A 25684-nucleotide genomic window follows, 5' to 3' on the forward strand; every position below is an offset into this window, starting at 1 on the left:
TTATACTTCAACAATGATAAATAATACTTCAACAATTCAATATTAATAAACAAATAAGCTCGGTCAATATTTTTTGTATAATAAATTTATTTTGCTGAAAAATTTCAAGAGAACGAGGGAGTAAAAGATCTTAAAGAAATATCTTAAAATACTAATAATCAAATGATTAAATAGATACAAAAACTAGTGAATGGCACCTATACCGAAAAGAAAAACATTTTACATACTTTGGTTTAACTGGCGCAATCAGTTAGATTTACTATCATCATGTTAAAGTATGGTACAGGTAATCATTAAAGCGTTTGATATTCTCGAACTGGTCGCGCAGCGCGACGGTCAGGCCGTGACATTGACGGAAATATCCAATGAGCTGCAGCTCAACCAGGCCACCGCCTCGAACATCATCAATACCATGATCGGCAAGGGGTATCTCGAACACGTCGGTAAAAAAAAGGGCTACCGGCTGGGCCTGGCGGCCTACCGGCTTACCAATGAAGTGAACTACGAGCAGGATCTGGTAATGGCGGCGCGGGAACCGATGGCACAACTCACGACATTGCTCAACGAATCCTGCCTGCTGGGCGCATTGCGAAACCAGAAGCGGTATATCCTGCATGCGGTGCATTCAACCCAGGATATTCAGGTGCAAATCCGTTCGGAACGGAATGTGTACGAAACAGCCAGCGGACGGCTATTGCTCGCCTACCTTTCCGAGAAAGAACTGGAACGTTTCATACTGCACAATGGACTCCCCGATGCCGGGTTGTGGGAGGAGGCGGGTTCTCGGATGTCGCTCATGGAAGCTTTGATCCATATCCGCAATGAAGGCATTTGCATGACGCATCTGAAAAACACGCATGTACGCGGTTTTGCCGTACCGGTATGGGCCAAGGATAAAGTAGTTGCCGGACTGAGCATATTTCTGCCGGACTACCGGTGCTCGGCCTCGCGGCAAAAGGAAATTGTGACAGCATTGCGCGAAGCGGCCACGCAGATCAGCCAGAAACTGCAATGAGATGGAAGAGTATCTGAGATCATTCAATATCCTGACCGAGCAGGAAATCACGCTGGCCGTTGATGCAGGCAGTTACCGGACCGTTAAAAAGAACGAGTATTTTATCAGGGAAGGACAAGTATGCCGGCAGGTAGCGTTTGTGCGCTCTGGAATTTTCCGTTCATTTTATTACAACACGCAAGGGGAAGAGATCACCTATTGCTTCACTTTTGACGGCACCTTTGTCACAGCATATTCTTCCTTTATTACCCAGCAAGAAACTGTCGAAAATATCTGCGCGATAACTGATGCCGAGATATTTGTTATCCCAAAATCCGCCATCGAACAGTTTGAGAAAACCAGCATCAATTGGTTGCGACTGACTAAAATGATTGCCGAACAGGAGTTTTTAAAGATGGAGCAGCGCGTGTTTACCCTGCTGAAAGAAAGCGCCGAAAACCGATACGCCGAGCTGATGGAAAAACATCCGGACTATTTGATGCTCATCCCGCTAAATCAATTAGCGTCCTATTTGGGCATCACACAACGGCATCTGAGCAGGATTCGGCGCGCTTACGCTTTTTAGACAAATGTCCTTCCGGCTACCGGACACGTTGTGTTGCTTTGCAACATGAAAAAAATACTGATTATCAACGGGCACCCGGACCCGGCAAGCTACAACTACGCGCTCGCAAACGCCTATTACGAAGGCCTCGTTAAAACCGACGCAGAAATCCTGCGAATCAACATTGCTGAACTGCAATTCAATCCTAATCTTGAATTCGGTTATCGACGGCGGACTGAACTCGAACCCGACCTGTTGGATGCGATACAAAAGATCAAAGCTGCGGATCACCTGGTTTGGGTATTCCCAATGTGGTGGTACGGATACCCTGCCATCATGAAAGGGTTTATCGACCGGACCTTTCTCCCAGGCATCACATTTCAACCCGTAGAAGGCAGCGCCTTCCCAAAAAAACTGCTTAAAGGAAAAACCGCAAGGATCATTGTTACTTCCGACACGCCCCGGTGGTATGATTGGCTTTTCATGAAAAGCCCCACACTGAACCAATTCAAAAAAGGCACGCTCGAATTTTGCGGAATCAGCCCGGTAAAGATTACCTACCTGGCCGTCGTCAAAGACGCAAGCGAGTTGATTCGGCAACAATGGCTCCGCAAGGTAGAACGACTGGGTGAGCGGGGAATCTAGTCCTTGTGGCGTTGCCGGTATTTGAGCGGCGACAAGGTTACGTGCTTCACAAAGTGGGCGCTGAAATTGGACCAGTTTTGAAAACCGCTCTCGTAACATATCTCAGTCACCGACAGATCCGTGGACGCAAGCAGCTTGCATGCGTGCGCAATGCGTATCTCCGTAAGGAAGCCGATATAACTTTTTTTGGTGCTCTTTTTGAAATAGTGGCAAAACGCCGAAACGCTTTGGTTGGTCAGGGCCGCAACTTCCTCAATCCGGATTTTTCGCTGAAAATGCTGCATCGAATATTCGAAGACCTGGTGAATGCGGTCCTGATCCCGTTGAGAAAAGCTGGTGATTGGCGAATTGGTAAGCAGCCTTGTTTCCTCGGAAATGCTGATCTGGTGCAAACAGTCCAGCAATGCAGCCATTTGCGGAAAGCCTGCAAGTGTCTCGATGTCGCGCAGGCACCTGCCAATCCGCTGCCGCAAGCTCCCGGTCAGCAAAATCCCGTGTGAAGCGGTTTTAAGAAGCATTTGAATGCGCTGCATTTCCGGCAGGTTGAGAAAATTCCCCATAAAAATTTCCTCTCTGAACTGGGTCACAATGGCGCTGCTGATCATTTCCGCATCCTTCTTTCGAAACCAATGCGGCAGGTTTTTACCCAACAAGAATACATCTCCCTCCCCATATTCCCCTATATAATCACCCACGAACGCCGTGCCATGGCCAAGGTTTTCCAGCACGAGCTCGAATTCCACGTGCTGATGCCATGGCGTTTCGAAATGCGGCGAGGTGTAGGTCCGTGCCACAAATGACGAGCTACTATCGACGGGAAGCTTCTGAACTAGCGGTTTCATCCGGAATGTTTAACAGTTTTTCCTACGAATTGCGATAAGAATTCAAAATACCAGATAAATCTACGAAAATAGCGATAGAAACCCCGTTGAAGGCCGGCTTACTTTGCATTATACTTTTTAACGAAAGTTTTATCTAAAACTCAGTAACCTTAAACACAGGATGCTATGCAAACCGTAATTAACACTACCGAACAAGCCAATTTTTACGAAGACGGCTATATCATCAAACGTAACTTTTTCAGCCAGGAAGAGATCGATCTGCTTTACCGAATGGCCACCGACGAAAGTGTTACCAGCCATGCATTCGATCTGAAAGATACCCACGGAAACCGGACAAAACTGACGCTTTGGTTTACACCGGGAGATGATTCTTTCGGGTTGATGTCGCGTTCGGAGAGAATGGTGTCCGCCGTGGAATCGCTGCTCGGCAGTGAAGGTGAAGTTTGCCATTTCCATTCGAAAGTAATGCAAAAAGAACCGCAAAAAGGCGGAGCGTGGGAATGGCATCAGGATTACGGCTATTGGTATAAAAATGGCTTCCTCTACCCCGAAGCAATGATCTCTGTCATGGTGGCGCTTACCGACGCTACGATCGAAAACGGCTGTCTTCAGGTACTGAAAGGTACACATAAAATGCAGCGACTGGAACACAATTTCGTAGGCGAACAGCAGGGTGCCGACCCTGATTTTGTCGCTGAAGCTGAAAAATCCTGCGAACTGGTGTACGTGGAATTGAAAGCGGGCGACACGCTATTTTTTCACAGCAATATCCTTCACCGCTCCGATGCCAACCTGTCGGACAAGCCCCGCTGGTCGGTCATTTCTGCTTACAATTTATCGTACAACAAGCCTTTCAGGGAAAAACATATGTCTTGCATCGAGCCGGTAAAGGTGGTTCCCGACTCCGCATTGCTCGAAAGTGGAAAACAGGCGGTGGCCCACTCCGACTTTCTGAGCAAAGAAGCTGAAATCACTTTGCAGGACCTGAAACGCCCATGATAGCAGCCGACCTATCACTCGACTACCTGCCGGTACTACCCGATGACAAATCACCCGGGATCGGCTGCGTCGGCGCCGGCTTTATTATGAGCGACTGCCAGCTGGTTGCCTATCGGAATGCGGGCTTCAACCCCGTAGCGATCACCTCTCGAATCCGCGAAGTAAGCGAGAGTGTGGCCAAGCGGCACAGTATCGGCAAGGTTTATGATTCCTGCCAGGAAATGTTCGCCGACCCCGAGGTTACGGTGGCCGACATCGCCGTGCCGCCCGACCAGCAACTGGAAGTGATCCGCCAGGCGGTAAAACATCCCAACATCAAAGCCATACTAGCCCAAAAGCCGATGGGGATGAACTACGCCGAAGCACTCGAAATCGTGCGCCTGTGCGAAGATGCGGGCGTGATGCTGGGTGTTAATCAGAATATGCGGTATGATCAGTCTGTCAGGGCATGCAAAGACCTGCTCAACAAAGGCATTCTCGGCAAACCGGTGCTCGCCACGATCGATATGCGTGCCATCCCGCACTGGACTGCCTGGCAGTCGGACATGGGTTGGCTCACGCTCCGGGTGATGAGTATCCACCATCTGGACACGTTCCGTTACTGGTTGGGCGATCCCAGGCGGGTTTATTGCAGCGTAACCCAAGACCCCAGGACGATCTCCAAATTCCCGCATGAAGACGGGATAGCGATGTATATCCTCGAATATGAAAACGGCATGCGCGCTTCCGCATGGGACGACGTATGGACTGGACCGGTAAAACCGGGCGTAGCGCAGGACATTGGCATCAACTGGCGGGTGGAAGGCCTTGACGGACTGGCAAAAGGCACGATCGGCTGGCCTTCCTACCCCGAGCACGTGCCCAGTACGCTCATATATACGTCCACGCATACGCCCGGAGGCTGGCACCAACCGGAATGGACTGAGGCATGGTTTCCCGACGCATTCGCCGGTCCGATGGCCCAGCTACTGGTGGCATTGGAACGAAATACGGGACCCGAGATCAGCGGCCGCGACAACCTGAAAACGATGGCACTGGTAGATGCCTGCTACCTATCTGCCAGAGAGCATCGGGCTGTTGAGATTGAGGAGATTTTAAGATCATAATTTAACCCAACCCATGAACGCATTTACATTGACGCTCAAAGCCGGACTTCTGGCTGTGGGTACCACATTGTTTTTCCGTCCCGGATCTGGCGCGGAGAAACGGAATACACCGGAGGTTGCTGACAAACCTGATGAAAGCCGGTTTTCTAAGGTAGTACTGGCCGAAAACCTGAACGAGCCGATGGAGCTGGCTGTGCTTCCCGAAGGCGGCGTACTGATCGCCGAGCGGAACGGCGGGCTGCTACTGTACGATCCGGCAAGCTCCAAAACCGAGAAAATTGTGCAGATGCCGGTTTTCAGCAAAATAGAGGACGGGTTGCTGGGCATTGCGCTCGATCCGAAGTTCAAAGAAAACCGGTGGATTTACCTGTTTTATTCGCCCGTTGGCGGCACGCCTCAGCAATACGTTTCCCGGTTTGTATTCGATGGTAAAAAGCTGGATTTAGCCTCCGAAAAAATCCTGATCAAAATACCAACCCAACGCGACGAGTGCTGCCATTCGGGCGGCTCCATTGCATTCGGCAAGGGGGGCGACCTTTTCATAGCAACGGGCGATAATACCAGTCCCTTCGGCTCGAACTATTATGCGCCGCTCGACGAGCGCACTGGTAGGACCGCATGGGATGCCCAGCGAACAGCAGGCAATACCAACGACCTCCGGGGGAAAATCCTGCGCATTCATCCCGAGGCCGACGGTTCTTACAGCATTCCCAAAGGAAACCTGTTCCCGGAAGGCACCCCGCTCACGCGTCCCGAGATTTACGTGATGGGATGCCGTAACCCGATCCGCATTTCGGCCGATCTTAAAAGCGGCTATTTGTATTGGGGCGATGTGGGGCAAAACGGAGAGAAAGACAGCGAGCGCGGCCCCAGAAGCTGGGACGAGTGGAACCAGGCCAAGCAGGCGGGAAACTTTGGCTGGCCCTATTTCGCAGGCGACAACCGCCCCTATGCTGAATACGACTTCGCGCAGGAAAAAGCGGGAAAATTTTTCGATCCGCAAGCGCCGGTCAACAATTCGGTGAATAATACGGGATTGAAAAAGCTGCCGCCAGCCCAGCCTGCATTTATCTGGTACAATTACGTCGAGTCCGATTTGTTCCCGCATTTGGGTACGGGCGGTAAAAGCCCTATGACCGGCCCGGTATTTTATTCGGACGCGCATCAAAAATCGGAGAGGGCATTTCCGGATTACTACAACGGCAAGCTTTTCATTTTCGAATGGATGCGCGACTGGATCAATGTCGTGAGCTTGAAGCCGGACGGCCGCTACGACCATATCGAGCCTTTCATGCCCAAAACGCAGTTCGATCATCCGATCGACATGGAGTTCGGGCCGGATGGCACGATGTACCTGCTCGAATACGGCACCTACTGGTTTGCACAAAATGCCAACTCCCGGCTCGTCAGGATCGACTACGCGGAAGGCAACCGGCCTCCCGTGGCCAAAGTGAGCGCTGACCGTACCGTAGGGGCAGCCCCTCTAACCGTGCAATTCTCCGCGAAAGGCACAATGGATTTCGATGCGGGCGACCAGCTCTCCTATGAATGGACATCCAAATCTTCGCTCAATGCAATAGTACAACGCTCCAATTTACAACAGCCCGCATTTACCTTTACCAAGCCGGGTATTTACCAGGTTACGCTCACCGTTACCGACCAGGGCGGGAAGTCTTCTTCGAAAACCATGGAGATTAAAGTGGGTAACGAGCCGCCCAAAATTGCTATCGAATGGCAGTCTAACCAATACTTTTACTGGCCGGGACAAACCATTCAGTACCGTACCTCCGTTACCGACAAAGAGGACAAGCTCAAAGGCGGCATTAATCCTGCCAGGGCGGTGGTTACATTTGAGCACATTCCATTTGGCGAAGACATTACCCTTGCGGCACAGAACTATGAGTCGGCCGTGAGCACGAGCCGGTTGAGCGCGGGCGAGAAGCTGATCAGCCAGAGCGATTGCAAGGCCTGCCATGGGCTTGACAAGAAATCCATCGGGCCGGCTTATAAGGAAATTGCAAAACGTTACAAAAACGATCCCCAGGCCTTGAACAAACTGGCCGAGAAAGTGCTGCGTGGCGGGAATGGCAACTGGGGCGAAAATGCAATGTCCGCGCACCCGCAGCTAACATTGGCCCAAACCACTGAAATGGTCGGGTATATTCTTTCGCTGGCGCAGGACCCTGTGAAAGTCAAATCGCTCCCACTCTCGGGTATGGTCACGGCCAGCGCCGGTGATCCGAAAGAAAGTCTGGGCAAATACCTGTTCACGGTCTCCTATGCGGATAAGGGAGCAAATGGCTTGCCGCCGCTCACCACCCGGCGCGAAATACTGCTCCGTCCGCCTGTATTAGCCGCTATCTCATGCGACACCTCCTATAAAACCGCGCTGAATGGCGCCAGCCAAAACGAGCCGGGCAAAGTGCGGTTTACGGAAAACAAGGCATTCATCGCATTCCGGGCCCTCGATCTTACGGGCATTGGCAAAGTCGGCATTCAGGTGCTATCCTCGGGTGTCGAAGGCGTTGTGACCTTACGTTCGGGATCGCCGGACGGGCCGGTTTTAGGTCGGCTCAATATCAAAAGAGCCAATGCCGCCATGAAACTGGAAACGCCGCTGAGCAAAGTTTCCGGCACCCGAAATCTCTATTTTGTTTACAGTGATGCCAAAAATGAGACCGGCATGTTCAACGGCCCTTTGATTACCAATATTCTTTTCGAAAAATAATACCGAAACTCATATGATACAGGTGGGCATTTTCACCGGCTATTTCCCTTATTCCCTGGAAGATACGGCAAGGCGCATCAGGGCGCTGGATTTCAACACAGTCCAACTGGATGTGTCCTTCAAAGACATGGATTTGTCTGTAAAAGGCATTAATTCCCAGAACGCCAAGAAGATCAGGGACACTTTCCGCAGGCACAACTTACCCATATCTTGCGTGTCGGGTTACACCAACCTGGTACACCCCGACCGCGAGATCAGGAAGGCCAATCTCGAACGTTTGTTTCAAATCGTACGCTATGCCAATGAGTTGGGATCGCCCTACGTGATCAGCGAAACCGGCACCTATAACCCAGCAAGCGACTGGGTACATCATCCGAACAACAAGACCGAGGGGGGCTACAACGAATGCCGCGATATTATCGGTAACCTGGTGCAGTTCAGCAAGCAGTATGGCGTAACATTTTGTATTGAAACCTATGTCAACAACGTAATAGGTTCCGTAGAAGAGACTTTGAAGTTATTCGGCGACATTGATGATCGACATTTGGGCTTACTGATGGACCCGACCAACTATTTCGAAGAGCATAACATCGGCGCGATGGATCAGACCATCCACCACATTTTCGACAAGCTGGCAGGCAATATCAAAATCGCCCATGCGAAGGATGTGAAGCTGGCCGACGCCGCATTCGGGGTGGCCATGGCCGATATCGATGCCGACGAAGCCCACGCCTTAAGAGGCGTAGGAAGGATCGAGCTGCCCGCGCCCGGGCTGGGATCCCTCAACTACGATCTCTATCTGAAAAGGTTAAGCCAGCATTACCCCAACATCCCGATCATCATCGAACACCTCGACGAGCCGGACATCCCCCGCGCCAAGGAATTTATCGACGGCCGCCTGCTGGCCAACGGCCTTTAACCTTTATTCAAAAACGACCATCATGAACATCCGTCAAAATCGCCGCGATTTCCTGAAATCGGGGCTCATATTGGCCTGCGCGCCATTCACCGGCGCATTGGCGCACCCGAAGCCATTCCTAAAAGCGAAGCCTGTCCTCAGCGCGCATCTGTGGGTATATGCCAGCAAATACCCGCCCGATTGGAACTGTGCCCCGATTCTAGATCAGGTTTTTACCGAAATAAAAGCCGCGGGCTATGATGGCCTGGAACTGATGAACATCCTGCTCGAAGCGGACGATTCGGTAGACCGGATTTCTGCTCTGATCAAAAAGCACAAACTGCCGGTTACCGGCTGCTCATACAGCGCAGATATGTGGAAAAAAGACAAGCATGACCAAATCCTGGCCAACGCGACCAAAATTATCGACCGGCTGCATCAGCTCGGCGGAAAGAATTTCGGGGTTTCGGTCGGAGACGCCAGACGAATAAAAACCTCCGAAGAGCTTGATGCACAGGCCGCGTTGTTGAAAAAACTGATCCCCTATTGCGCTTCAAAAGGCATTTTGCTTAATATGCACAATCACACTTATGAGGTTGTCAATGAGCTGCACGACCTGAAAGGGACATTAGAGCGGGTACCCGAACTGAAACTGGGTCCGGATCTCAACTGGCTCATCCGCGGCGGTATCGATCCGGTAGGGTTTATCAAAACCTATCACAGGCAAATCGTTTACATGCATTTGCGGGACCAAAAAGCCAGCGGCAAGTGGGCCGAGGCCCTTGGCGAAGGGATTACCGACTTCAAGTCTATCGCCGCCACATTGAAACAGCTCGGCTACCGGGGCGACGCCGCAGTGGAACTCGCATTCGATGAACCAGCGACACGGCCGGTTGCGCAAAGCTGGAAGTTAAGTAGAACGTACGTAGCCAGGGTTTTTGGTTGGTAGATTTAATCATGTAATGAACGCGGAGGTAGAGGTCGCTGGTTATCTCGAAATCCAGGTGCGAACCCCGGCTGTTTAAGGTTCTAATCCCTTTCAAGGAGATGCACCTGACCGGTGCCTTCACAGCGTCCGATCGCCCTGGGGATGCGGCACCACGGTCGCCAGGGAAAACCCGACGGAAGGTTCGGTCTCAACCGCAGCCAGCTCGCATGGGAAATCTGCATGACGGGCTCTTATCAAACCACCGGTGAAACCGCGGAATTCGGTACGGGTGCAGGGGACGGACACAGGAGGCGGATGGATCAACGGTAGGGGCAACAACCGGATGACAATGCTGGCCTTGTCAGCTCTTTGACTACATCAGCAAAACCGAGTTTAGCCTCCGCGATTGCTTCGCCAGTCTTTCGGTTTGCAGTCCCATTTGTAACGTCAGCGGCAGACCGATTTACAGCGCCAAAAGAAATAGAGCCCCTGAACGAAATTGGCCGAAGTAAATCCTTCGGCCAAAGTTAACTACTACATCTAGAATGAACCTCGAATAAAATCGAGGCTTCCGGGTTAATGCGAGGCGACGAGTTTGTCGTGAAAGCTTTTTTCCTTCTGTGAACCATTTACTTCTTAAACACTTTGATCGATTTTGACCAGGTTGTGCCTTTTACCTGAACTACATATAAGCCCGGTTTAAGAGTAGCCCCCAGGGTCAATGTTTTGGTACTGCCCGACGGCTTAATTGTTTCGACGGCGTTACCTGCCGCGTCGAAAAATACAATTTCAACCGGCTCGCCCGAATGCGGCACATCGAGTTTGAAATTAGAGACGAATGGGTTGGGATAGGCATTCAATTTCACGGCGCCAGCTTCTCTCGCCGAGCTATTTTCATCGCCCAGGCCAAGGCGCGCGCCATTCTGGGTAACCGTTGCGATCGACCACTGCTGGTTGGAACTGCTGCTGGTCTGCCATTGGCCCAGGTCCGCGCCGTCCGTCGACTGCCCCATACCGTCGATATAGAGCCCTGTCGCCCGGTTCTTCAATTTGACATAGCTGCCTGCGGTTTCCTGCGACCATTGCTGGCTGAAATTGGTACTACCCGCTTTTTGAACGACTCCCGCGCCATTGACGGAGCTTCCGTTTCCATCCAGAAACAAGCCCGAAGCCCGGTTTTTGATCTTCACATAACTTCCTGCCGCTTCAACCATCCATTGCTGCGCCGTGCTGCCGCTGGATTGCCACTGCCCGGCGAGTGAACCATCTGCGAAACGATACATACCGTCCAAAAACATACCGGTAGCCCGGTTGACCAGGGTTACATAGGAAGCGGCAGGAGTTTTCAGGAGAATAGCCGTGGTAGATAGCGCCGGAACCGTGATCGTAAGCGAGTTTGCATTCACCGCGATGGTGCCTTGTTGCAAGGCATTTTGCGTATGCGAGACGAACGATTCCGTTGCCGGTAGGGAGGCCAGTCGCAGCGTTTGGTAATTTCCATTGGCAACATTGAAGTTGCTGAGATTGATCGTAACCGTCCGGGAGCCGCTCATGTCGCGGTTTACCAGCATCACGGTTAGCGAGTCGGCATTTTCGTTTACCGAGGAATAGGCTGAAACCGTATTTTCAAGCGAAGATGTGCTGGATACGCTGTATTTTTTTGCATTGCGGCTGAACAAGTGCAGCGTTTCCCACATGCCGACAGACCAGTTCCAGGGCGAAAACAGTTCGACCCCCTGGTTCGCGAATGTTCCCAAATGCGATGCATAAATCACCGATTCCAGGCTTGGGTTGCTGCTCGACATGGTGCCCCATTCGCTCAAACCGGCGGAGATACCGTGGTTCGCACCGAAATGCTCGGTTAGCCAGCCATCGATGCGCCTGAATATATATTGCTTTGTAAGGGAAGTGTCCCATCCGCCGGTACTGCTTTTGATACCGTTTGAACCCGGATAGTCGTAGGTTTCATCATAATAGATCCGGTGGCCCTGCAACGCCTCTGCGTCATTGTTATAAAATGGGTAGTTGTGAATGTCCAGCACATCTACCAGTTTAATGCCGGTCGCTTTATATTCATCGCCGAGACGTTTGATGAAATACTCGATCCAGGGATAATACCTGCCGTTGAGGTATATACTTTCATTAGACCATTTGTACCATTGCCATTCAGAAGTTGTGACCGGTCCGCAAAGTTTGATACCCGGATAAATTGCTTTCGCCTTTTTTGCCAGTTCAATATATCGGTCCACGAAGGCAGCGGCTGATAGCTGCGTAGGCATGGCCCAGTCGTGCGTGCCGTTCCATATGTCCACCTCATTATCCATATTCCAATACACAAACTTGTTACGGTTGAAACCTTTGCCATTAGTTCCAAACCAATGATTCAGGATGCCCACCGACGAATCGGCCGGCCAGGGCTTAGAGAATAAATCCTTGTTTCCATCTACCAGCGCGGCGCCGGAGGCATTGGGATTGGGTGTTCCTCCGCCCGCTAAATTTTGATGATAACCATTCCAACCGGGATGCGCCTGCATGTAATCCCAGTCGGGGAAATTATTCTGCCCGGAGGATGCCACTCTTCCCAGTAACTGAAAAGCAAACATGCCCTGAACGTTGGAAAAGTTGTTATTGATCTTCTGCGCAGCAGCATCCCAGTCGGCACCATACACGTTATTGAACCAGTCGGGATGAACCGCCAGCTTCGCGCGCCAGTTGTACGCGGATGCATTATTCCCCCCGTTCATGCGCGCGAAGCGCAGGCCAGCATCTTTGTAGAATTGCACCGACTGGTCCAGGAAATCATTCTTCCCGTAAATGTTGGGAGAAATCAGGCGTTTGTTCTGCGTTGCATTCACCGAAATGGTGACATTCTGCGCGGAGCCCGTGAGCGTTGCGCATAACAACGCCCATCCCAGGCACAATTGGGCCAGGTAAAGTACTCGTTTTTCCATCTTGAATTTCGTTTAATTGGTTTGCTTTCTCTTCCTCTTTGAATTTTGGGAGGGTATGCATTCACCAGGATTCCGCTGGCCGGAGGGGTGGCCAGCGGATGGAATTACGTTTTTAACTGCCAGCGTAACCTTAGCTGCTGGTTATTCTATTTTTACTTTAAATGGATAGGACCCGAGTGAGATCAGGTACAGCCCCGGCCAGGCATCTTTTTTGCCAGGCAAAGTAGTGAGTTTCTCATTTTGACATTACCTTCGGATGTAGTTGTAGATTGCCATTTCTGATTTGACCGGGTCCCGGAAGCCAAGCTGCATCCTGTCCTCTTTGAGGCTGATCACATATGCCTTGGAATAAACCTGGTCCCTTCCCATATTAAGCGGCACTACATTGATGAACGACATGGTTTTTGTCTTAACATCAAAAAAGTAGCTGCCTGAGAATGTCCCGCTTTTGCTTATTCCTTTCTGGCCCACCTTCACCACGGGCTCGGCTGTTTCGCTCTTTAAGCCCAGCGTCATGGTACCGTAATCCTGCGCCGCGCCCATCCAGCTTTCATAATTCGGATCGTACAGCCAGCAATCCCCTCCTGCTTTGCTGCATTGATTATCCCAGCCATAATCCACGCCCGAGAAGTACAACGGACCTTTGAATTTGGTTGAAACACCTTTCGCATCCAGGTCAAGTACCCAGGTTTTTTCTTTACCAATTCCACCGGTGAGCAGTTTGAACACGGGATCTTTGTAATATTCCAGAATGGCAGGATCGAAAATCCGGATGGAATATTCAGTGGTGTCGACTGCCGTGCCATAAGTGATTTTGTTCGCCAGCAAAGGATCGGCTCCGGTAAAACTGCCGGGGACTTTCACGATCACACTCGAATCGGTGTAGATAACTCCCGCCAAACTGGCGTCCACACCCTGGAATGCTATTTTGGTCGCTTTTTTGAGGTTATATCCAACAATATTGATCGTTTGGCCCGGAACAATGGTGTTGACCACCGTATCCTTCGGCGCGGCGGCGTAGTTCCTCACGCGCGAGATCATCGGCGCCCCCGTAATGTTGATGGTAAACGAAGCCGAGCCGCTGCCGTTTACCACTGTAACGATGTTGACCTTATCTCTGGCGACAGAATCGAACGGAATCGAGGGCACTTGCACCACAATGCTACCGTCAGTCAGCAGCGTATGGTTGATCGTCGCCGGAATGCTGCCGAAATAGACCTGTGAAACATCTCCCAGGTTTTGTCCAAGCACAACCACCCATTGCGCGGCCTGCAATGTTTGAACAAGGGTATCAGCCGGAGATGCCGCATAATTGCGTATTTCAGTGATAACAGGTGGAGACAGCTCATCCTTTTCACAAGCAGACAGCAGCAGCGAAACCGTCGCCATGCAGTAAAACAGCGTCAAACATATTTTCGTATATAAAGTCTTTTTCATTTCTCTAAGTTTTTAAAACGGGTAAGGCACCGGAGCTTCCAGCAGTTTGGGGTTAGCCGTCACTTCCGGCGAAGGGATCGGGAATTTGAATGTGGTCGTGTTGGCCGGTGTAATGGCTGCTAGCGCATCACCTTTCGTCACCACACCCTTGTCATCGTAGGTAAACAGGATCCGCTCCTGTTCGTTGAGCTTTTTGATGGCCTTGGGTTCGTTGTAATAGGAAAGCCTGACCAAGTCTTCCCAAAAATGCCCTTCGGCCGCTAATTCAACCCTTCTTTCTCTGAACAAGGTTTCTGCGTCAAGAGATGTCACCGGGGCAAGGCCTGCTCTTGTGCGCACTTTGTTGAAGTAAAGCAGCGCGTCGGCATTGGTCGTCGACGTATTGTTGCCCATCACGGCTTCCGCGTAAATCAGGTACACCTCCGCGAGTCTTAGCAATGCGTTATGCTCGGTAGACGAGGTCAACGACATCGTCGGGGCGCTATTATCTACCCTTGTGCCAATGATGTGTTTTTTCAAGCCGGTGTTGCCGTTAAATTTGTAACCCCCTCCTGCCGCATTCAGCTCGGGATAGTAGTCGCCTTTGAGCATAAAAGTGGCCTTCCGTCTCAGTGAGTCGCCTCCCTGGTATTGCTTATACAAATCGTAAGTGGGCGATATGGCAAACCAACCGGCCTGTCCCGCGGCTGAAATCTCAGCGCCTCCCGGTGAGTAGATTTGGAGCATATTTCCTTCCAGCCATCCGGCACCGGCGGCCCATTGCAAGGCAAATAAGGATTCCTGGTTATCATTGAACTGTGTTTTGAAAATGTCCGCATAGTTGGGCAGCAGCGATAGGCCGCTTTGCTTGCAGACATTGCCCGCGTGTAATTTGGCACTATCCAGCAGCGCCTGGTTTCGAGGGCCGTTGCCCTTTGCATCCAGCCCCGCCCAGGTCAGGTACACTTTGGCCAGCATGCCTTGTGCGGACCAGGTCGATACCCTTCCGGCATCTTTCGCAGGGAGATGTTTTGCAGCAAAAAGCAGATCATTTGCTGCAAACCGATAAACATCCTCCACATTATTGCGGTACACCAATGGAGAATTGATCAGCTTGGTATTGTCTTCTATAATGGGGACGTCCCTCCATTGCAGGGCCAGTTTGTAGTAGGCATATGCACGTAAAAATTTTGCCTCGGCAATGGCCGCATTCCGGTCTTTTTCAGGAATGGAAGCAGGTGCTTTTTCCTGAATGGCTTTGATGGTAACATTGCAATGTGCAATGATCTTGTACATCGATTTCCAGCTCGCAATCATAATTTCGTTGCTCCCGCTGACGGAAAAAGTATGTAATTGCACCGCATCCCCCCAGTAGTTGACGGCCATGTTGCCGCTCAAAACTTCGCCGATCGGCAGGTAGCAGGTATAATTCCACTCCGCCCATGGTTTACCTCCGTAAAGGGCAGCCGTCGCCAGCCGGAGGTCATTGGTTGTTTGATAAAAGTTATCGGCACTGATCTGCGACAAAGGCGGACGGTCCAGAAAGCTTTCACTGCATCCGGCCATGCAGGCGCCGGCGAAAAGCAACGCTGCCGCCAGTTTATTCTTTATTTTCATTGCTTCATTTTTTAAGATTCACGTCATTAAGAAGAATTGGCACAGAGGCACTATTTGGTCAGCTGTAAGCTTGCGCCTACGGTGAACACGCGCGGCTGGGGATAGAAACCACTGTCATATCCTGCATTGAGCGGGTTCCAGGAGCCAATTTCCGGGTCCATTCCCTTGTACTTGGTGATCAGGAAGGCATTCGACACGTTTACATAAACCCGCAGCGCGTGAATGTGCGCCTTTTCCAGCAGCCGGTCGGGAAGCGTATAACCCAGTGAGATCGTCTTGAACCTTATGAACGACCCGTCCTCGACGTATTTGTCGGAAGCCCTGTTGTTGCCGTTCGTATTGTCATTTCTAATGCCGGGAATGTCCGTATCTGGGTTACTCACGTAAACATTATTGATATCGGTCGCGGGTTTGTCGGGATCGATCAACGCAAGCCGGGCGTAATTGTTCAGCGCTTTGAGGTAGCCGAAACTGGTTCCGGGATATTCACCGGTCATGCGCATTTGGTTGAACACCTTGTTGCCATAGTTACCGGTCAGGAAGATGTTCAGGTCAAACTTCTTATAGGAGATCGAGTTGTTAAGTCCGAATTGCAGTTTCGGGATCGGCGATCCGAGGTAGGTCTGGTCGCGCTCATCGATCGCTCCGTCGCCATTAATGTCCTTGAATTTAAGGTCGCCATACCAGATACTACCTCCGGCCGAGCCGACGGGCAGGGGAGCTCCGTTCTTGGTGGGAAGCGCGTGAGTCTCGAAATCCTCCTTTTTGGCAAAAACGCCGTCTGCCTTGTACCCGTAGAACTCGCCAATCGAGTTGCCGACGATGGTCTGGCTGTACGGCCATCCCACGAGCGAGGCGCCATCGGTATTCAGTTTTAATACCTTATTGATGTTCCGCGATACGGTCAGGTCAGTTTTCCACGTAAGCTCCTTTCCCTGAATGTTGGTAGAGCTGATTTTAAAATCGAAACCCTTGTTACTGATCGTTCCTACGTTCACGTACGGCGCGTCGAGTGCCCCGGGCGACCATCCGACAGCGGTCCCGGAGTAGAACGGCAATGGAATTTGCATGAGCAGACCATCGGTTTTCCGGTTGTATAAATCGACGGAGAAGTTGAGCCGCCACGATAGCAATGCGGCGTCAAGACCGACATTGGCATATTTCGTTTTTTCCCATTCCACATATGGGTTCCCGATGTTCTCGGTGAGCTGGGATATTCCCGACAAACCGGTGGCGACAGTCGCTAACGTAGATGTATATGCGAAGTCTCTCACGTTCTGGTTATTGGTCAAACCATAGCCTACCCGGAGCTTCAATTCATTGATATCTTTGAAATTTTTCAAAAAGCCCTCGTTCTGTATTTTCCAGGCCAATGCACCCGAATACGTGGTTACCCAGCGGTTCCCGGCGGCAAATCTCGAAGAGCCGTCGGCACGAACGTTACCGGTGATCAGGTATTTGTCAAACAATCCGAAATTCAACCGGCCGAAATATGACTCCTGCGCATTCTGCGTTTTCGAACCCGAATTCGTGGCCGAAGTAGGGTCACCGCTGTTGATGACCTGCACATTGTTGGACGGAAAATTGTTACGGCCCGCGCCCACGTTTTCGCCTTTGCTCAACTGCGCCTCGTGTCCCACCATGATATTGGTATTATACCGATCGTCGAACGTATGCGAATAAGTGAGGTAGTTTCTGACAGTTGTATAAACGCTCTGGCTGTAATTGTAGGAAGCGCTGTTGCTGTTGTTCTTCACAAGCCCCATGGTGTAGCTTGGGTTAAATTTGTCCTCCGTTGCCATAGAGAAACTTCCCGTAACCTCGTTTCGCAGCGTAAGCGATTTGCTGAAAGCGATCTCAGCGTAGGCATTCCCAAACAGCTGGTTACGGTTTACCAGGTCTTTGTTGATGCTGGCGATGGCATAGGGGTTAATGGTGCTGTTCACCCAACCGTTAGGGTTATACGCACCACCCCAGCTGCCGTCGGCATTGGTGACGGGAATGTCGGGCGTTTGGCTTAGTGCCGAATTGATGACGTTCGAACTGGTCGTATTAACGTTCTCCTTGATATTGGCCAATTGCAGGCTTGTGCCTATTTTCAGCCAGTTGGTCGTCTTGTTGTCCAGATTCAATCTGACGGATATCCTTCTGAAATTCGATCCCAAAGCGATACCATCCTGCTTGAAATACGAGCCAGACAGCAGGTACTGTGTTTTAACATCGCCTCCGTTGACGGTAATGGTATGGTTGGTCATCGGCGCGTTCCGGAACAGCTCCTTTTGCCAGTCGGTACCATTGCCCAGGTATTGGGGATTGGCAAATTCGGGCCGGGTATCGAATCCCCAGCCCAAACCGGAATTTCGTTCGTTGATGAAGGTGGCGTATTCCCGCAAATTCATCGTTGGAATACGCCTGGGCAATTGTTGAAAACCTGTGTAGACATCGTACGAGATGCGTGGAGGTGCGACTACCCCTCGTTTTGTCGTGACGATCACCACCCCATTCGTCGCTTGCGAGCCATAGATTGCCGTAGCGGACGCATCTTTCAGTACGTCCACAGACTCGATTTCCGACGGATTGATCGCGGCCAGCGGATTGGTACCCGCGCCCATAGAAGCGGTAGAGCCTATAATTACGCCATCTATCACATACAACGGGCCTCCGGATCCGAACGATGATATACCCCTGATCTGCACCGAAACGCCTCCGCCGGGCTGGCCGGATGTTTGCTGTACGACCATTCCCGCCACTTTGCCCTGTAATGCCTGATCAAAGGTTACCGGGTTCGTTTTGCGGATTTCAGCCCCGGTGACAGAGGATATTGAGCCGGTAACATCTTTTCGTTTGGATTCACCGTAGCCGATCACCACTACTTCCGAAAGTGTGGCAATATCGGGTTGGATGGTAATGTCGAAATAGGTCTTGTTTCCCACAGGGATTTGCTCGGACAGGTAGCCGATAAAGGAAATTTTAAGCACGTCCTCCGGCATTGCCTGGATGGCAAACTTCCCGTCCGTATCTGTCGATACACCCATCGTCGTTCCTTTCAGCAACACCGTCACGCCCGGCATAGGGCTACCAGTTTCACTTTTTACGATTCCCGACACCTGCCTTCGCTGCGCCTGGGCCACCACACACGAGAACAAAATAAGCACAGTAATACATAAGCATCTGTAAATTTTCCCCATCATTCGATTAGCCTTAAGGAGTTACACCATATGATTTACAATAGACACCTACCGGCACAGTCCGAAGCGCCCGGGCACGCAACGCACAACTGTAACAATAGAATGAATTATTTGCACCAAAGGTAGAATACCGCCTAAGTACTAAAGGGTATCGATTAGTCCGAATAAAGGGTATAAAAAGTCCAGAATGCTATGAAAAGACCAAAAAACAGGGGAATAATTCAAATTTCCGGACTAGTTGCTGCCCGGTTCCCGTTTGCCGCACGAATACTCGGAAGGCAATACATGGTATACGTCCTTGAAATAACGGGCGAAATACTTGGGGTTGTTGAACCCGACCTGATAGGCAATTTCGGAAATGGAAAGCTGGCTCTTTTCCAGCAGCTGGGCAGCGTGTTGCAACCTGATCTCGCGGATTACTTCCAAAGGCGATTTGCCGGTAACCGTCTGCACTCTTTTAAACAATTGCGAACGGCTCACGCCCAGTTCCCGGGCAAGGTCGACCACCGTAAATTCCGGATTGGAAATATGTCGCTCGATTGCCTGGATCATTTCATGAAGAAATTGCTGGTCCGGCGGCGTTACCTTGATTTCGCTTGCCTTGATACCATTGCGGGTTACAAAAAGGCTGCGGAGTTTTTCCCGCGACGAAATCAGGTTCCGGATCCTTGATTCCAGCACCTGGAAATTGAATGGTTTGGCAATATAATCGTCCGCGCCGGCCTGGAACCCTTCAAGAAATTGTTCATCGTCTGACCGGGCCGTGAGCAGAATTACCGGAGTTTGCGAAACCTGCTCGTCGGATTTGACCATTCTGCAAAGGTCGAGCCCATTCAGGTCGGGCATCATAATATCCGAAACAATCAGGGCCGGGCGATATTCCAGCACTTTATCCCAACCTTCCCGGCCTGTGGAAGCCTCTATGACGGAATAAAATTGCTTTAAATTGTCTTTGAGATAAAAACGAAAATCTTCGTTGTCCTCCACGATCAGGATGCGCGGTTTACCCTCCGCATCCTGTTTTCCCAGGTCTCTTTCGGCGCGCACGGCAACCTCGCCCGGTGTGTCAGGCAACCCGGCTGCGATTACTTCGGTACGCCTCTTCAAAGGCAGTTTTACCACAAAACAACTCCCCTCTCCGACTTCGCTCTCCACCGCCACAGACCCGCCATGAATGCGGACGAACTCCCGCGTAATGGCCAGCCCGATACCGCTTCCCTGGTTGATGATCGAATTGGGTAAGTCGCTCTGAAAGTACCGTTCAAAAATCAGATCATGTTTTTCGCGTGGTATTCCTATGCCGGTGTCTTTCACTTTGATTTCCACGAAATAATCGCCATCCGCATCCCGGACATCGACGTTCACGGATACCTCACCGGGGCCCAAAGTAAATTTAATAGCGTTCGAGAGCAGGTTGAACAGAATCTTTTCGAGCTTATCATGATCGAACGACGTTTCCAGCCCGGAGACATTGGAAGAAAACAGGAGCCGGATGTCCTTTTTCTCCGAAAGATCGGAGAAGGAATAGACGGTGTTCTTGACAAACCTGATGATGTCCCCCTCGGTAGGGTGAAACCGGATTTCATTCACTTCCAGCTTTCTGAAATCCAGTAGCTGATTAACCATGTTCAGCAGTCGCCGTGCATTTCGCTGGATCAGGTCCAGCTGTTTGCGGTCCTGACTGTCCACGGCCCTCTCGGTGAGCTTTTCAGCCGGGGCAAGTATCAGCGAAAGCGGGGTACGCAGCTCGTGGCTTACATTGGTAAAGAACTTGGTCTTCAGCATATCCAGCTCCTGCGAGCGCCTTGCCTCCTCGCGCGTCTGCACGATCGCAAATTTCATGCGTTCCCTTTCCTGTATCAGCTTTAATGCTGCGAGCAGCAGTAAGGCAATCGCTATCGCATACAAGGCATAGGCAATCGGCGACCGCCAGAATGGAGGCAGCACTTTAATCGGGAGCGATATTCCCTCCTGATTCCAGAGCCCGTCGTTATTGGAAGCGATCACACGGAAAACGTAGTCGCCCGCGTCGAGGTTCGTGAAGGTAACTTTCCTGTTGCCGGCATCTGTAACGAGCCAGTTGTCGTTAAAACCTTCCAATTTATACTTGTATTGGCTCCCACCCGGCTGGATGAAGTTTAATGCGGCAAATTCGATAGAGAAAACATTGTCGCTCGCCTGCAATACAACAGAAGGATTTGTCGTGATCGAGGAAGATAGTACAGGCTTTCCCCCAGCCCGGGACCCGGGGCGGACACTGCGGTTGAACAGCTGAAAATCGGTAAACACCAACCTGGGCACCATCTTATTCTCCCGCAAATCGCCCGGCCTGAATATATTGAACCCGTTGGCTCCGCCGAAAATCAATTCTCCGGCACGCGTCCTGAGTGCAGCGTCTTCCGTAAATTGCCTCCCTTGCAGCCCGTCCAATTCCGAGTAGTTCCGGAAGCTTACCTGCAAACGCCCCCTACCGGAAGCAAAGGTCGCACACGACAGGCCACTGGGCGTACCCAGCCAGAGCCGGCCGTTTTCGTCCTCGGCCATCGACAGGATCGCATTATGCGGAAGTCCGTGCTTTTCGCCGTAGTTCACGAAAGTGTCGGAGCCCGGCACCCACATACTGAGCCCTCCCCGGGAGCCAACCCAAATCCGCCCTTTGGTATCTTCCAGTATCCCAAAGATATCGTTACTGGCAATAGAAGCCGGATCTCCCTTTTTTGTTTCAAAATGCACCAATGCACCCGACGTTTTTTTCAATACGTCGATCCCCGTCGAAGTCCCGAACCACATATTTCCTTTGGAATCCTCGAAAATGGTGGGAACGTAGGTAGAGTAAAGCGCACGTTGGTCTGGATGCCGATAGCGGGTAAAGTTTTTGCTTTCCTGGTCAAACAAGCACAGGCCGCCGTCGAGGGTGCCGACCCAAAGCCGTTGCTGTGAGTCTTCGAATATCTCCCATACGCTCCTCCCCGGAAGGCTCTCAGCCTTGGCGGGATCGTGCTGGAAGCGAGTAAATTGGCGCCCGTCAAAGCTGTTTAACCCACCCAGAAAAGTGCCTATCCACAGCTGATTTTTATGATCCAGGCACAAACTCACGATCGCGTCGCTGCTCAATGATCTCGGATTACCCGGATCATGACGGTAAGTCGTGAATTTCCCCGTTTTTCTTTCAAAATAGATCAATCCTCCACCATTGGTCCCCAACCAGAGATTGCCTTTACGATCTTCGACAAACGCATTGACATCCTCAAAAGGCAGGCCGTAAGGCTTTGTGCGCCGGTTGACGAGCGGAAACAGACGGATATTTTCATGAAAATAATCCACCCCGGCTTTATAGGTTCCCGCCCAGATCAGCCCGTCGGCATCTTTCAGCATCGTGGTAATTGCATTATGGCTTAGTCCATTCGCATTTTCCGATGCATACCGCATGTTGGTGATCGATCGCGTCTTTTTGTCCAGCACATCGATGCCGTTTTGTCCATTGGCGATCCAGATATTACCCCTGTCGTCCTCTACCACACCGGTAATCAAATCCGAACTCAGCCGGGGATTTCCGAAGGTCTTGCCCAGATAATTTACTTTTCCGAGGCGCTTGTCCAGATAGGCTATACCCAAATCGAAGTTGGTGGGAAAAACCCACACGTCCCCGTCGCGGTCCGTGGTGAGAAGGCAGTGCAACTTATCGCTTTTGTTTCTCCTGCGATCGTAAAAGAAATTATGCCTTTTGATAACCCGGACGGCCCGCTTTTCCAGGACGATATTTTCAACGATCCCATTCGAATGCGCCAGCCAGTAAGTGTTATCACTTTGCTGAGCAATGGCTGTGACATCGTTGCTGGCAATGGAATTGGTATCACGGCCTGAATGCTTGATCGAAAAGGCCTTTTTACTTTGCTCATTATAACAAATGAGTCCCTCATCCTGCATGAGAAACCAGTAATTACCCTTGTTGTCGGGCACGACGGTTTTCAGATTAGCTGGTTTGCGAACCGAATAAGGCTGAAAACCTTGCAGGGGCCGCGAAAAAGTTTCCGTTGCCGGGTCGTAGACGCAGGGCCCAAGGCTGGTGATAACGCCCATTTTGCCAGACGGCATTGCAAATAATGCCGCAATATCATCGTCAAATAGTGAAGCAGGGGCGGAAGCATCATTCCGAAAGACCTTGATCGCATATCCGTCGAACCGGTTAAGTCCTGATTCTGTGCCAATCCACAGGAAACCGCTTTTGTCACGGTAGATTGCCTTGACATGAGCATGGGAGAGCCCCTGGCGGGCATCGATATGAACAAACCGGCGCTGCTGCCCGAATAATTGAAATGAGGCATGAATAAGCAGAAGCGCCATCACCAACACGCTGATCTTCCATGTACGTTGTCGTTTCACCACCAAAATTCAGATTAAGGTTCGTCATTCAAGTCCCTGAGGCGGTTTCAGGTGTTTAATACCTAAATAAACGAAATTGGCCAAAGAGAATCCTTCGGTCAAAGTTAACTACCACATCTAAAAGAACCCAATGCATAATCGGGTTCCCGGGTTATCTTAACGCGCGGTCCAGCATATAGGTAAATCTTATTTGAACAAGAGCTGGGCGAACCCAAACAGATTGTGCCTCCATACCGGCCAGGTGTGTCCGCCGGGATTCATTAAACAGCCGCCAAACTAAATGGCAGCCTCCTGATCCTCTTCCCGGTCAGATCGAAAATTGCATTGGTCAATGCAGGCGCGAATGCCGGTAAGCCGGGTTCGCCTACGCCGCCTGCATCCGCGTCGTTTTCCATAATGTGTATTTCAATGGGCGGGATGTCGGTAATGCGGGGCATTTGGTAGGTGCTGAAATTGCTATCCACCGCCATGCCGTCCTTGAATTTCACTTCATGAATAGTGGCTGCGCCCAGTCCCATAACAACCGATCCTTCGACTTGGGCGCGTACCGTATCCGGATTGACATACCAGCCGCAATCCATCACCACCCATACCTGGTCAATTTTTACGCCGCCATTCGTTGCTTTTGACACTTTTACCACATGACCCACCGTGCTCGCGAAACATTCCGTAATCGCCGTACCAAAACCTTCGCCTTTCCTCCGTTCTCTCCATCCGGATACTTCTTCCATTTTGTCGATCAGCTTGTGCAACCGCTCGTCTTTTAAATGCGCCCGCCTGAATTCCAGCGGATCTTTGCCGGCTTCCAAAGCCAGTTCGTCGAGGAAACTCTCGTAAGCGAAACCATTCGTGGAGGCGTAAACCGATCGCCACCACATCGTCGGGATAGGCGTTTCAAATGGAATATCCATGATCGCCAGGTTCTTGATCGAATCCATATAGGGTTTCAAAAAACCTTCGGAGGTGCTGCGGTTGGGCGTATCTTTCTTCCCACCCCGCCAATGGTCGTTATTCTGCCCGGCCATTTTTACTTTCAATGCATCAATTGCCCCATTACTGACAACCCCCTCGCAGCGATAGGTGATGCCCGGACGAAATGGCCCCTGCGTCGCATCATCCTCCCGCGTCCATACTACCTGAACGGGCGCCTTAATTTCCTTCGAAATCACGGAAGCTTCGTGCGGATAGTCCATGAAAGCCTTCCGGCCAAAGCCGCCGCCCAGAAAGGTCATATTCACAATCACCTTTTCCTTGGGAATCGACATCTCCTTGCTGATGTAGTCCTGCACCCATTCCGGCGCCTGGATTGGCCCCCAGATTTCCAGCTTGTCGTCCTGGTAATGGGCAACGCAATTCAGCGGCTCCATCGCAGCGTGGTACTGGTAGGGCGTCTCGTAGGTAACATCTATTTTCTTAGCAGCTTTCGCAATGATCTCCGAGGGCTCGCCTTGCTTTTTAAATGCCAATCCCTCCTGCGTTTGCAGTGCTTCGCGCTGGCGTTTGTAAATTTCTTCGGTATCCAAATGCTCAAAGCCGGTATCGTCCCATTCTACTTTCAATGCTTTTTTACCTTGAATAGCTGCCCAGGTTGACTCCGCTACGACGGCCACCCCTTCCCGATAGGTATTAAAAACACCCATTTTTACTTTAAAGACATGCTTTACGCCCGGTATTTGTCTGGTTTTCGTGTCGTCGAAGCTTTTCACTTTTCCGCGTAGCCGGGGATTCCTTTCTACCGCGGCATACATCATACCCGGTATTTGTTTATCCAATCCAAAAACCGCGGAACCATTGGTTTTCAACGGCGTATCCAACCGGCGCAGCGGCTTGCCGATCAGCTTGTATTCGGAGCGTTTTTTCAGAACTACCTCTTTGGGCGCTTCCAGCCTGGACGCCGCTTCCACCAGCTCGCCATAATGAAACCGTTTACCGGATGGTTTGTGAATCACATGCCCACCCTCGGCATAGCATTCCGCCTTATCGACGCCCCATTTCGTAGCCGCTGCCTGGATCAGCATTTCACGGGCTGTGGCACTCAGTTTTAACAGGTTTTTATACGAACCCCGCACCGTGGAGCTGCCCCCTGTAACCTGGTTACCGTATTTCTTATTGTCGCCCGGCGCGAACACGACATTGATTTCGTTCAAATTCACTTCCAGTTCTTCCGCCACGATCTGCGGAACAGCCTGGTAGGAACCCTGGCCCATTTCTGCCCGGTGGTCGAAAATGGTCACTTTTCCTGACGTGTCGATATGCACCCAGGAATTCATTTCCACCCCAAAGTTTTTGGCTTCGGCGGCATGGACGATCTTCGCTGATTTGGCATTGCCTGGCCAGTAAAAACCCAGCGAGAGCACGGCGCCGGTCATACCGGATGTTTTCAGAAAATTTCTTCTGGATAATGTCTGGTTCTCCATGGTGGAT

General features: G+C 51.1%; 15 protein-coding genes. 8 read left to right on the forward strand and 7 right to left on the reverse strand.

The window, feature by feature from the left end:
• The first annotated feature begins 277 nt into the window (after positions 1 to 277).
• The 3 genes from H144_RS0118940 to H144_RS0118950 are packed head-to-tail and all read left to right on the forward strand — an operon-like array spanning position 278 to position 2204.
• Positions 278 to 1015: an IclR family transcriptional regulator gene (locus H144_RS0118940; RefSeq protein WP_019943672.1), complete on the forward strand. Its 738-nt coding sequence runs from the start codon at positions 278 to 280 to the stop codon at positions 1013 to 1015.
• A gap of 1 nt (position 1016) precedes the next feature.
• Entirely contained in the window at positions 1017 to 1580 is a 564-nt protein-coding gene (locus tag H144_RS0118945) for a Crp/Fnr family transcriptional regulator (protein WP_019943673.1), read from the forward strand.
• 45 nt (positions 1581 to 1625) lie between these two features.
• Positions 1626 to 2204, forward strand: a complete 579-nt coding sequence (locus tag H144_RS0118950) for an NAD(P)H-dependent oxidoreductase (protein WP_019943674.1) — start codon at positions 1626 to 1628, stop codon at positions 2202 to 2204.
• On the opposite strand, the gene H144_RS0118955 is transcribed toward H144_RS0118950, so the two are convergent.
• On the reverse strand, positions 2201 to 3046 hold the full coding sequence (locus H144_RS0118955; RefSeq protein WP_019943675.1) for an AraC family transcriptional regulator: 846 nt from the start codon (positions 3044 to 3046) through the stop codon (positions 2201 to 2203). The two genes, H144_RS0118950 and H144_RS0118955, sit on opposite strands and share 4 nt — an antisense overlap.
• 165 nt (positions 3047 to 3211) lie before the next feature.
• Between H144_RS0118955 and H144_RS0118960 the strand changes: the two genes are divergently transcribed.
• Genes H144_RS0118960 through H144_RS0118980 form a run of 5 tightly spaced genes read left to right on the forward strand, consistent with a single transcriptional unit; the run spans position 3212 to position 9726 of the window.
• Positions 3212 to 4045: a phytanoyl-CoA dioxygenase family protein gene (locus H144_RS0118960; protein ID WP_019943676.1), complete on the forward strand. Its 834-nt coding sequence runs from the start codon at positions 3212 to 3214 to the stop codon at positions 4043 to 4045.
• Positions 4042 to 5151 carry a Gfo/Idh/MocA family protein gene (locus H144_RS0118965; RefSeq protein ID WP_019943677.1) on the forward strand — a complete coding sequence of 370 codons (1110 nt, stop codon included), beginning with the start codon at positions 4042 to 4044 and terminating at the stop codon, positions 5149 to 5151. Before H144_RS0118960 ends, H144_RS0118965 begins: the two co-directional genes overlap by 4 nt.
• Before the next feature lie 13 nt (positions 5152 to 5164).
• On the forward strand, positions 5165 to 7879 hold the full coding sequence (locus tag H144_RS32220) for a PQQ-dependent sugar dehydrogenase (RefSeq protein WP_019943678.1): 2715 nt from the start codon (positions 5165 to 5167) through the stop codon (positions 7877 to 7879).
• A gap of 13 nt (positions 7880 to 7892) precedes the next feature.
• On the forward strand, positions 7893 to 8798 hold the full coding sequence (locus H144_RS0118975; RefSeq protein WP_019943679.1) for a sugar phosphate isomerase/epimerase family protein: 906 nt from the start codon (positions 7893 to 7895) through the stop codon (positions 8796 to 8798).
• Between the two features lie 22 nt (positions 8799 to 8820).
• Positions 8821 to 9726, forward strand: a complete 906-nt coding sequence (locus H144_RS0118980; protein ID WP_019943680.1) for a sugar phosphate isomerase/epimerase family protein — start codon at positions 8821 to 8823, stop codon at positions 9724 to 9726.
• A gap of 608 nt (positions 9727 to 10334) precedes the next feature.
• On the opposite strand, the gene H144_RS32225 is transcribed toward H144_RS0118980, so the two are convergent.
• The 6 genes from H144_RS32225 to H144_RS0119010 all read right to left on the reverse strand — a co-directional run bounded on the left by H144_RS32225 (position 10335) and on the right by H144_RS0119010 (position 25677).
• Positions 10335 to 12656 (reverse strand): RICIN domain-containing protein, encoded by a 2322-nt coding sequence (locus tag H144_RS32225; RefSeq protein ID WP_019943681.1) that lies wholly within the window; start codon positions 12654 to 12656, stop codon positions 10335 to 10337.
• A gap of 246 nt (positions 12657 to 12902) precedes the next feature.
• Complete coding sequence (locus tag H144_RS0118990) at positions 12903 to 14093, reverse strand: hypothetical protein (protein WP_019943682.1); 1191 nt, start codon at positions 14091 to 14093, stop codon at positions 12903 to 12905.
• A 12-nt stretch (positions 14094 to 14105) separates the two neighbouring features.
• Entirely contained in the window at positions 14106 to 15689 is a 1584-nt protein-coding gene (locus tag H144_RS0118995) for a RagB/SusD family nutrient uptake outer membrane protein (RefSeq protein ID WP_019943683.1), read from the reverse strand.
• A 50-nt stretch (positions 15690 to 15739) separates the two neighbouring features.
• Positions 15740 to 18844, reverse strand: coding sequence for a SusC/RagA family TonB-linked outer membrane protein (locus H144_RS0119000; protein ID WP_211220699.1), 3105 nt, complete (start codon positions 18842 to 18844; stop codon positions 15740 to 15742).
• A gap of 267 nt (positions 18845 to 19111) precedes the next feature.
• The gene (locus tag H144_RS0119005) at positions 19112 to 23260 is read right to left on the reverse strand and encodes a hybrid sensor histidine kinase/response regulator transcription factor (protein WP_157504975.1); all 4149 of its coding nucleotides are present in this window, start codon (positions 23258 to 23260) and stop codon (positions 19112 to 19114) included.
• Positions 23261 to 23520: 260 nt separating this feature from the next.
• A complete protein-coding gene (locus H144_RS0119010) occupies positions 23521 to 25677 on the reverse strand; it encodes a molybdopterin cofactor-binding domain-containing protein (protein ID WP_026350826.1) in 2157 nt (718 codons plus the stop codon).
• Positions 25678 to 25684 lie beyond the last annotated feature (7 nt).

The sequence above is a fragment of the Dyadobacter beijingensis DSM 21582 genome, assembly GCF_000382205.1.
GTDB lineage: Bacteria > Bacteroidota > Bacteroidia > Cytophagales > Spirosomataceae > Dyadobacter > Dyadobacter beijingensis.

What these genes read in the sequence shown, in the direction of transcription:
- H144_RS0118980 (WP_019943680.1), top strand. Translation starts at nt 8,821, where the DNA reads ATGAACATCCGTCAAAATCGCCGCGATTTCCTGAAATCGGGGCTCATA.
- H144_RS0118975 (WP_019943679.1), top strand. Translation starts at nt 7,893, where the DNA reads ATGATACAGGTGGGCATTTTCACCGGCTATTTCCCTTATTCCCTGGAA.
- H144_RS0118960 (WP_019943676.1), top strand. Translation starts at nt 3,212, where the DNA reads ATGCAAACCGTAATTAACACTACCGAACAAGCCAATTTTTACGAAGAC.
- H144_RS32225 (WP_019943681.1), bottom strand. Translation starts at nt 12,656, where the DNA reads ATGGAAAAACGAGTACTTTACCTGGCCCAATTGTGCCTGGGATGGGCG.
- H144_RS0118950 (WP_019943674.1), top strand. Translation starts at nt 1,626, where the DNA reads ATGAAAAAAATACTGATTATCAACGGGCACCCGGACCCGGCAAGCTAC.
- H144_RS0118945 (WP_019943673.1), top strand. Translation starts at nt 1,017, where the DNA reads ATGGAAGAGTATCTGAGATCATTCAATATCCTGACCGAGCAGGAAATC.
- H144_RS32220 (WP_019943678.1), top strand. Translation starts at nt 5,165, where the DNA reads ATGAACGCATTTACATTGACGCTCAAAGCCGGACTTCTGGCTGTGGGT.
- H144_RS0118990 (WP_019943682.1), bottom strand. Translation starts at nt 14,093, where the DNA reads ATGAAAAAGACTTTATATACGAAAATATGTTTGACGCTGTTTTACTGC.
- H144_RS0118940 (WP_019943672.1), top strand. Translation starts at nt 278, where the DNA reads ATGGTACAGGTAATCATTAAAGCGTTTGATATTCTCGAACTGGTCGCG.
- H144_RS0118965 (WP_019943677.1), top strand. Translation starts at nt 4,042, where the DNA reads ATGATAGCAGCCGACCTATCACTCGACTACCTGCCGGTACTACCCGAT.
- H144_RS0118955 (WP_019943675.1), bottom strand. Translation starts at nt 3,046, where the DNA reads ATGAAACCGCTAGTTCAGAAGCTTCCCGTCGATAGTAGCTCGTCATTT.
- H144_RS0119010 (WP_026350826.1), bottom strand. Translation starts at nt 25,677, where the DNA reads ATGGAGAACCAGACATTATCCAGAAGAAATTTTCTGAAAACATCCGGT.
- H144_RS0118995 (WP_019943683.1), bottom strand. Translation starts at nt 15,689, where the DNA reads ATGAAAATAAAGAATAAACTGGCGGCAGCGTTGCTTTTCGCCGGCGCC.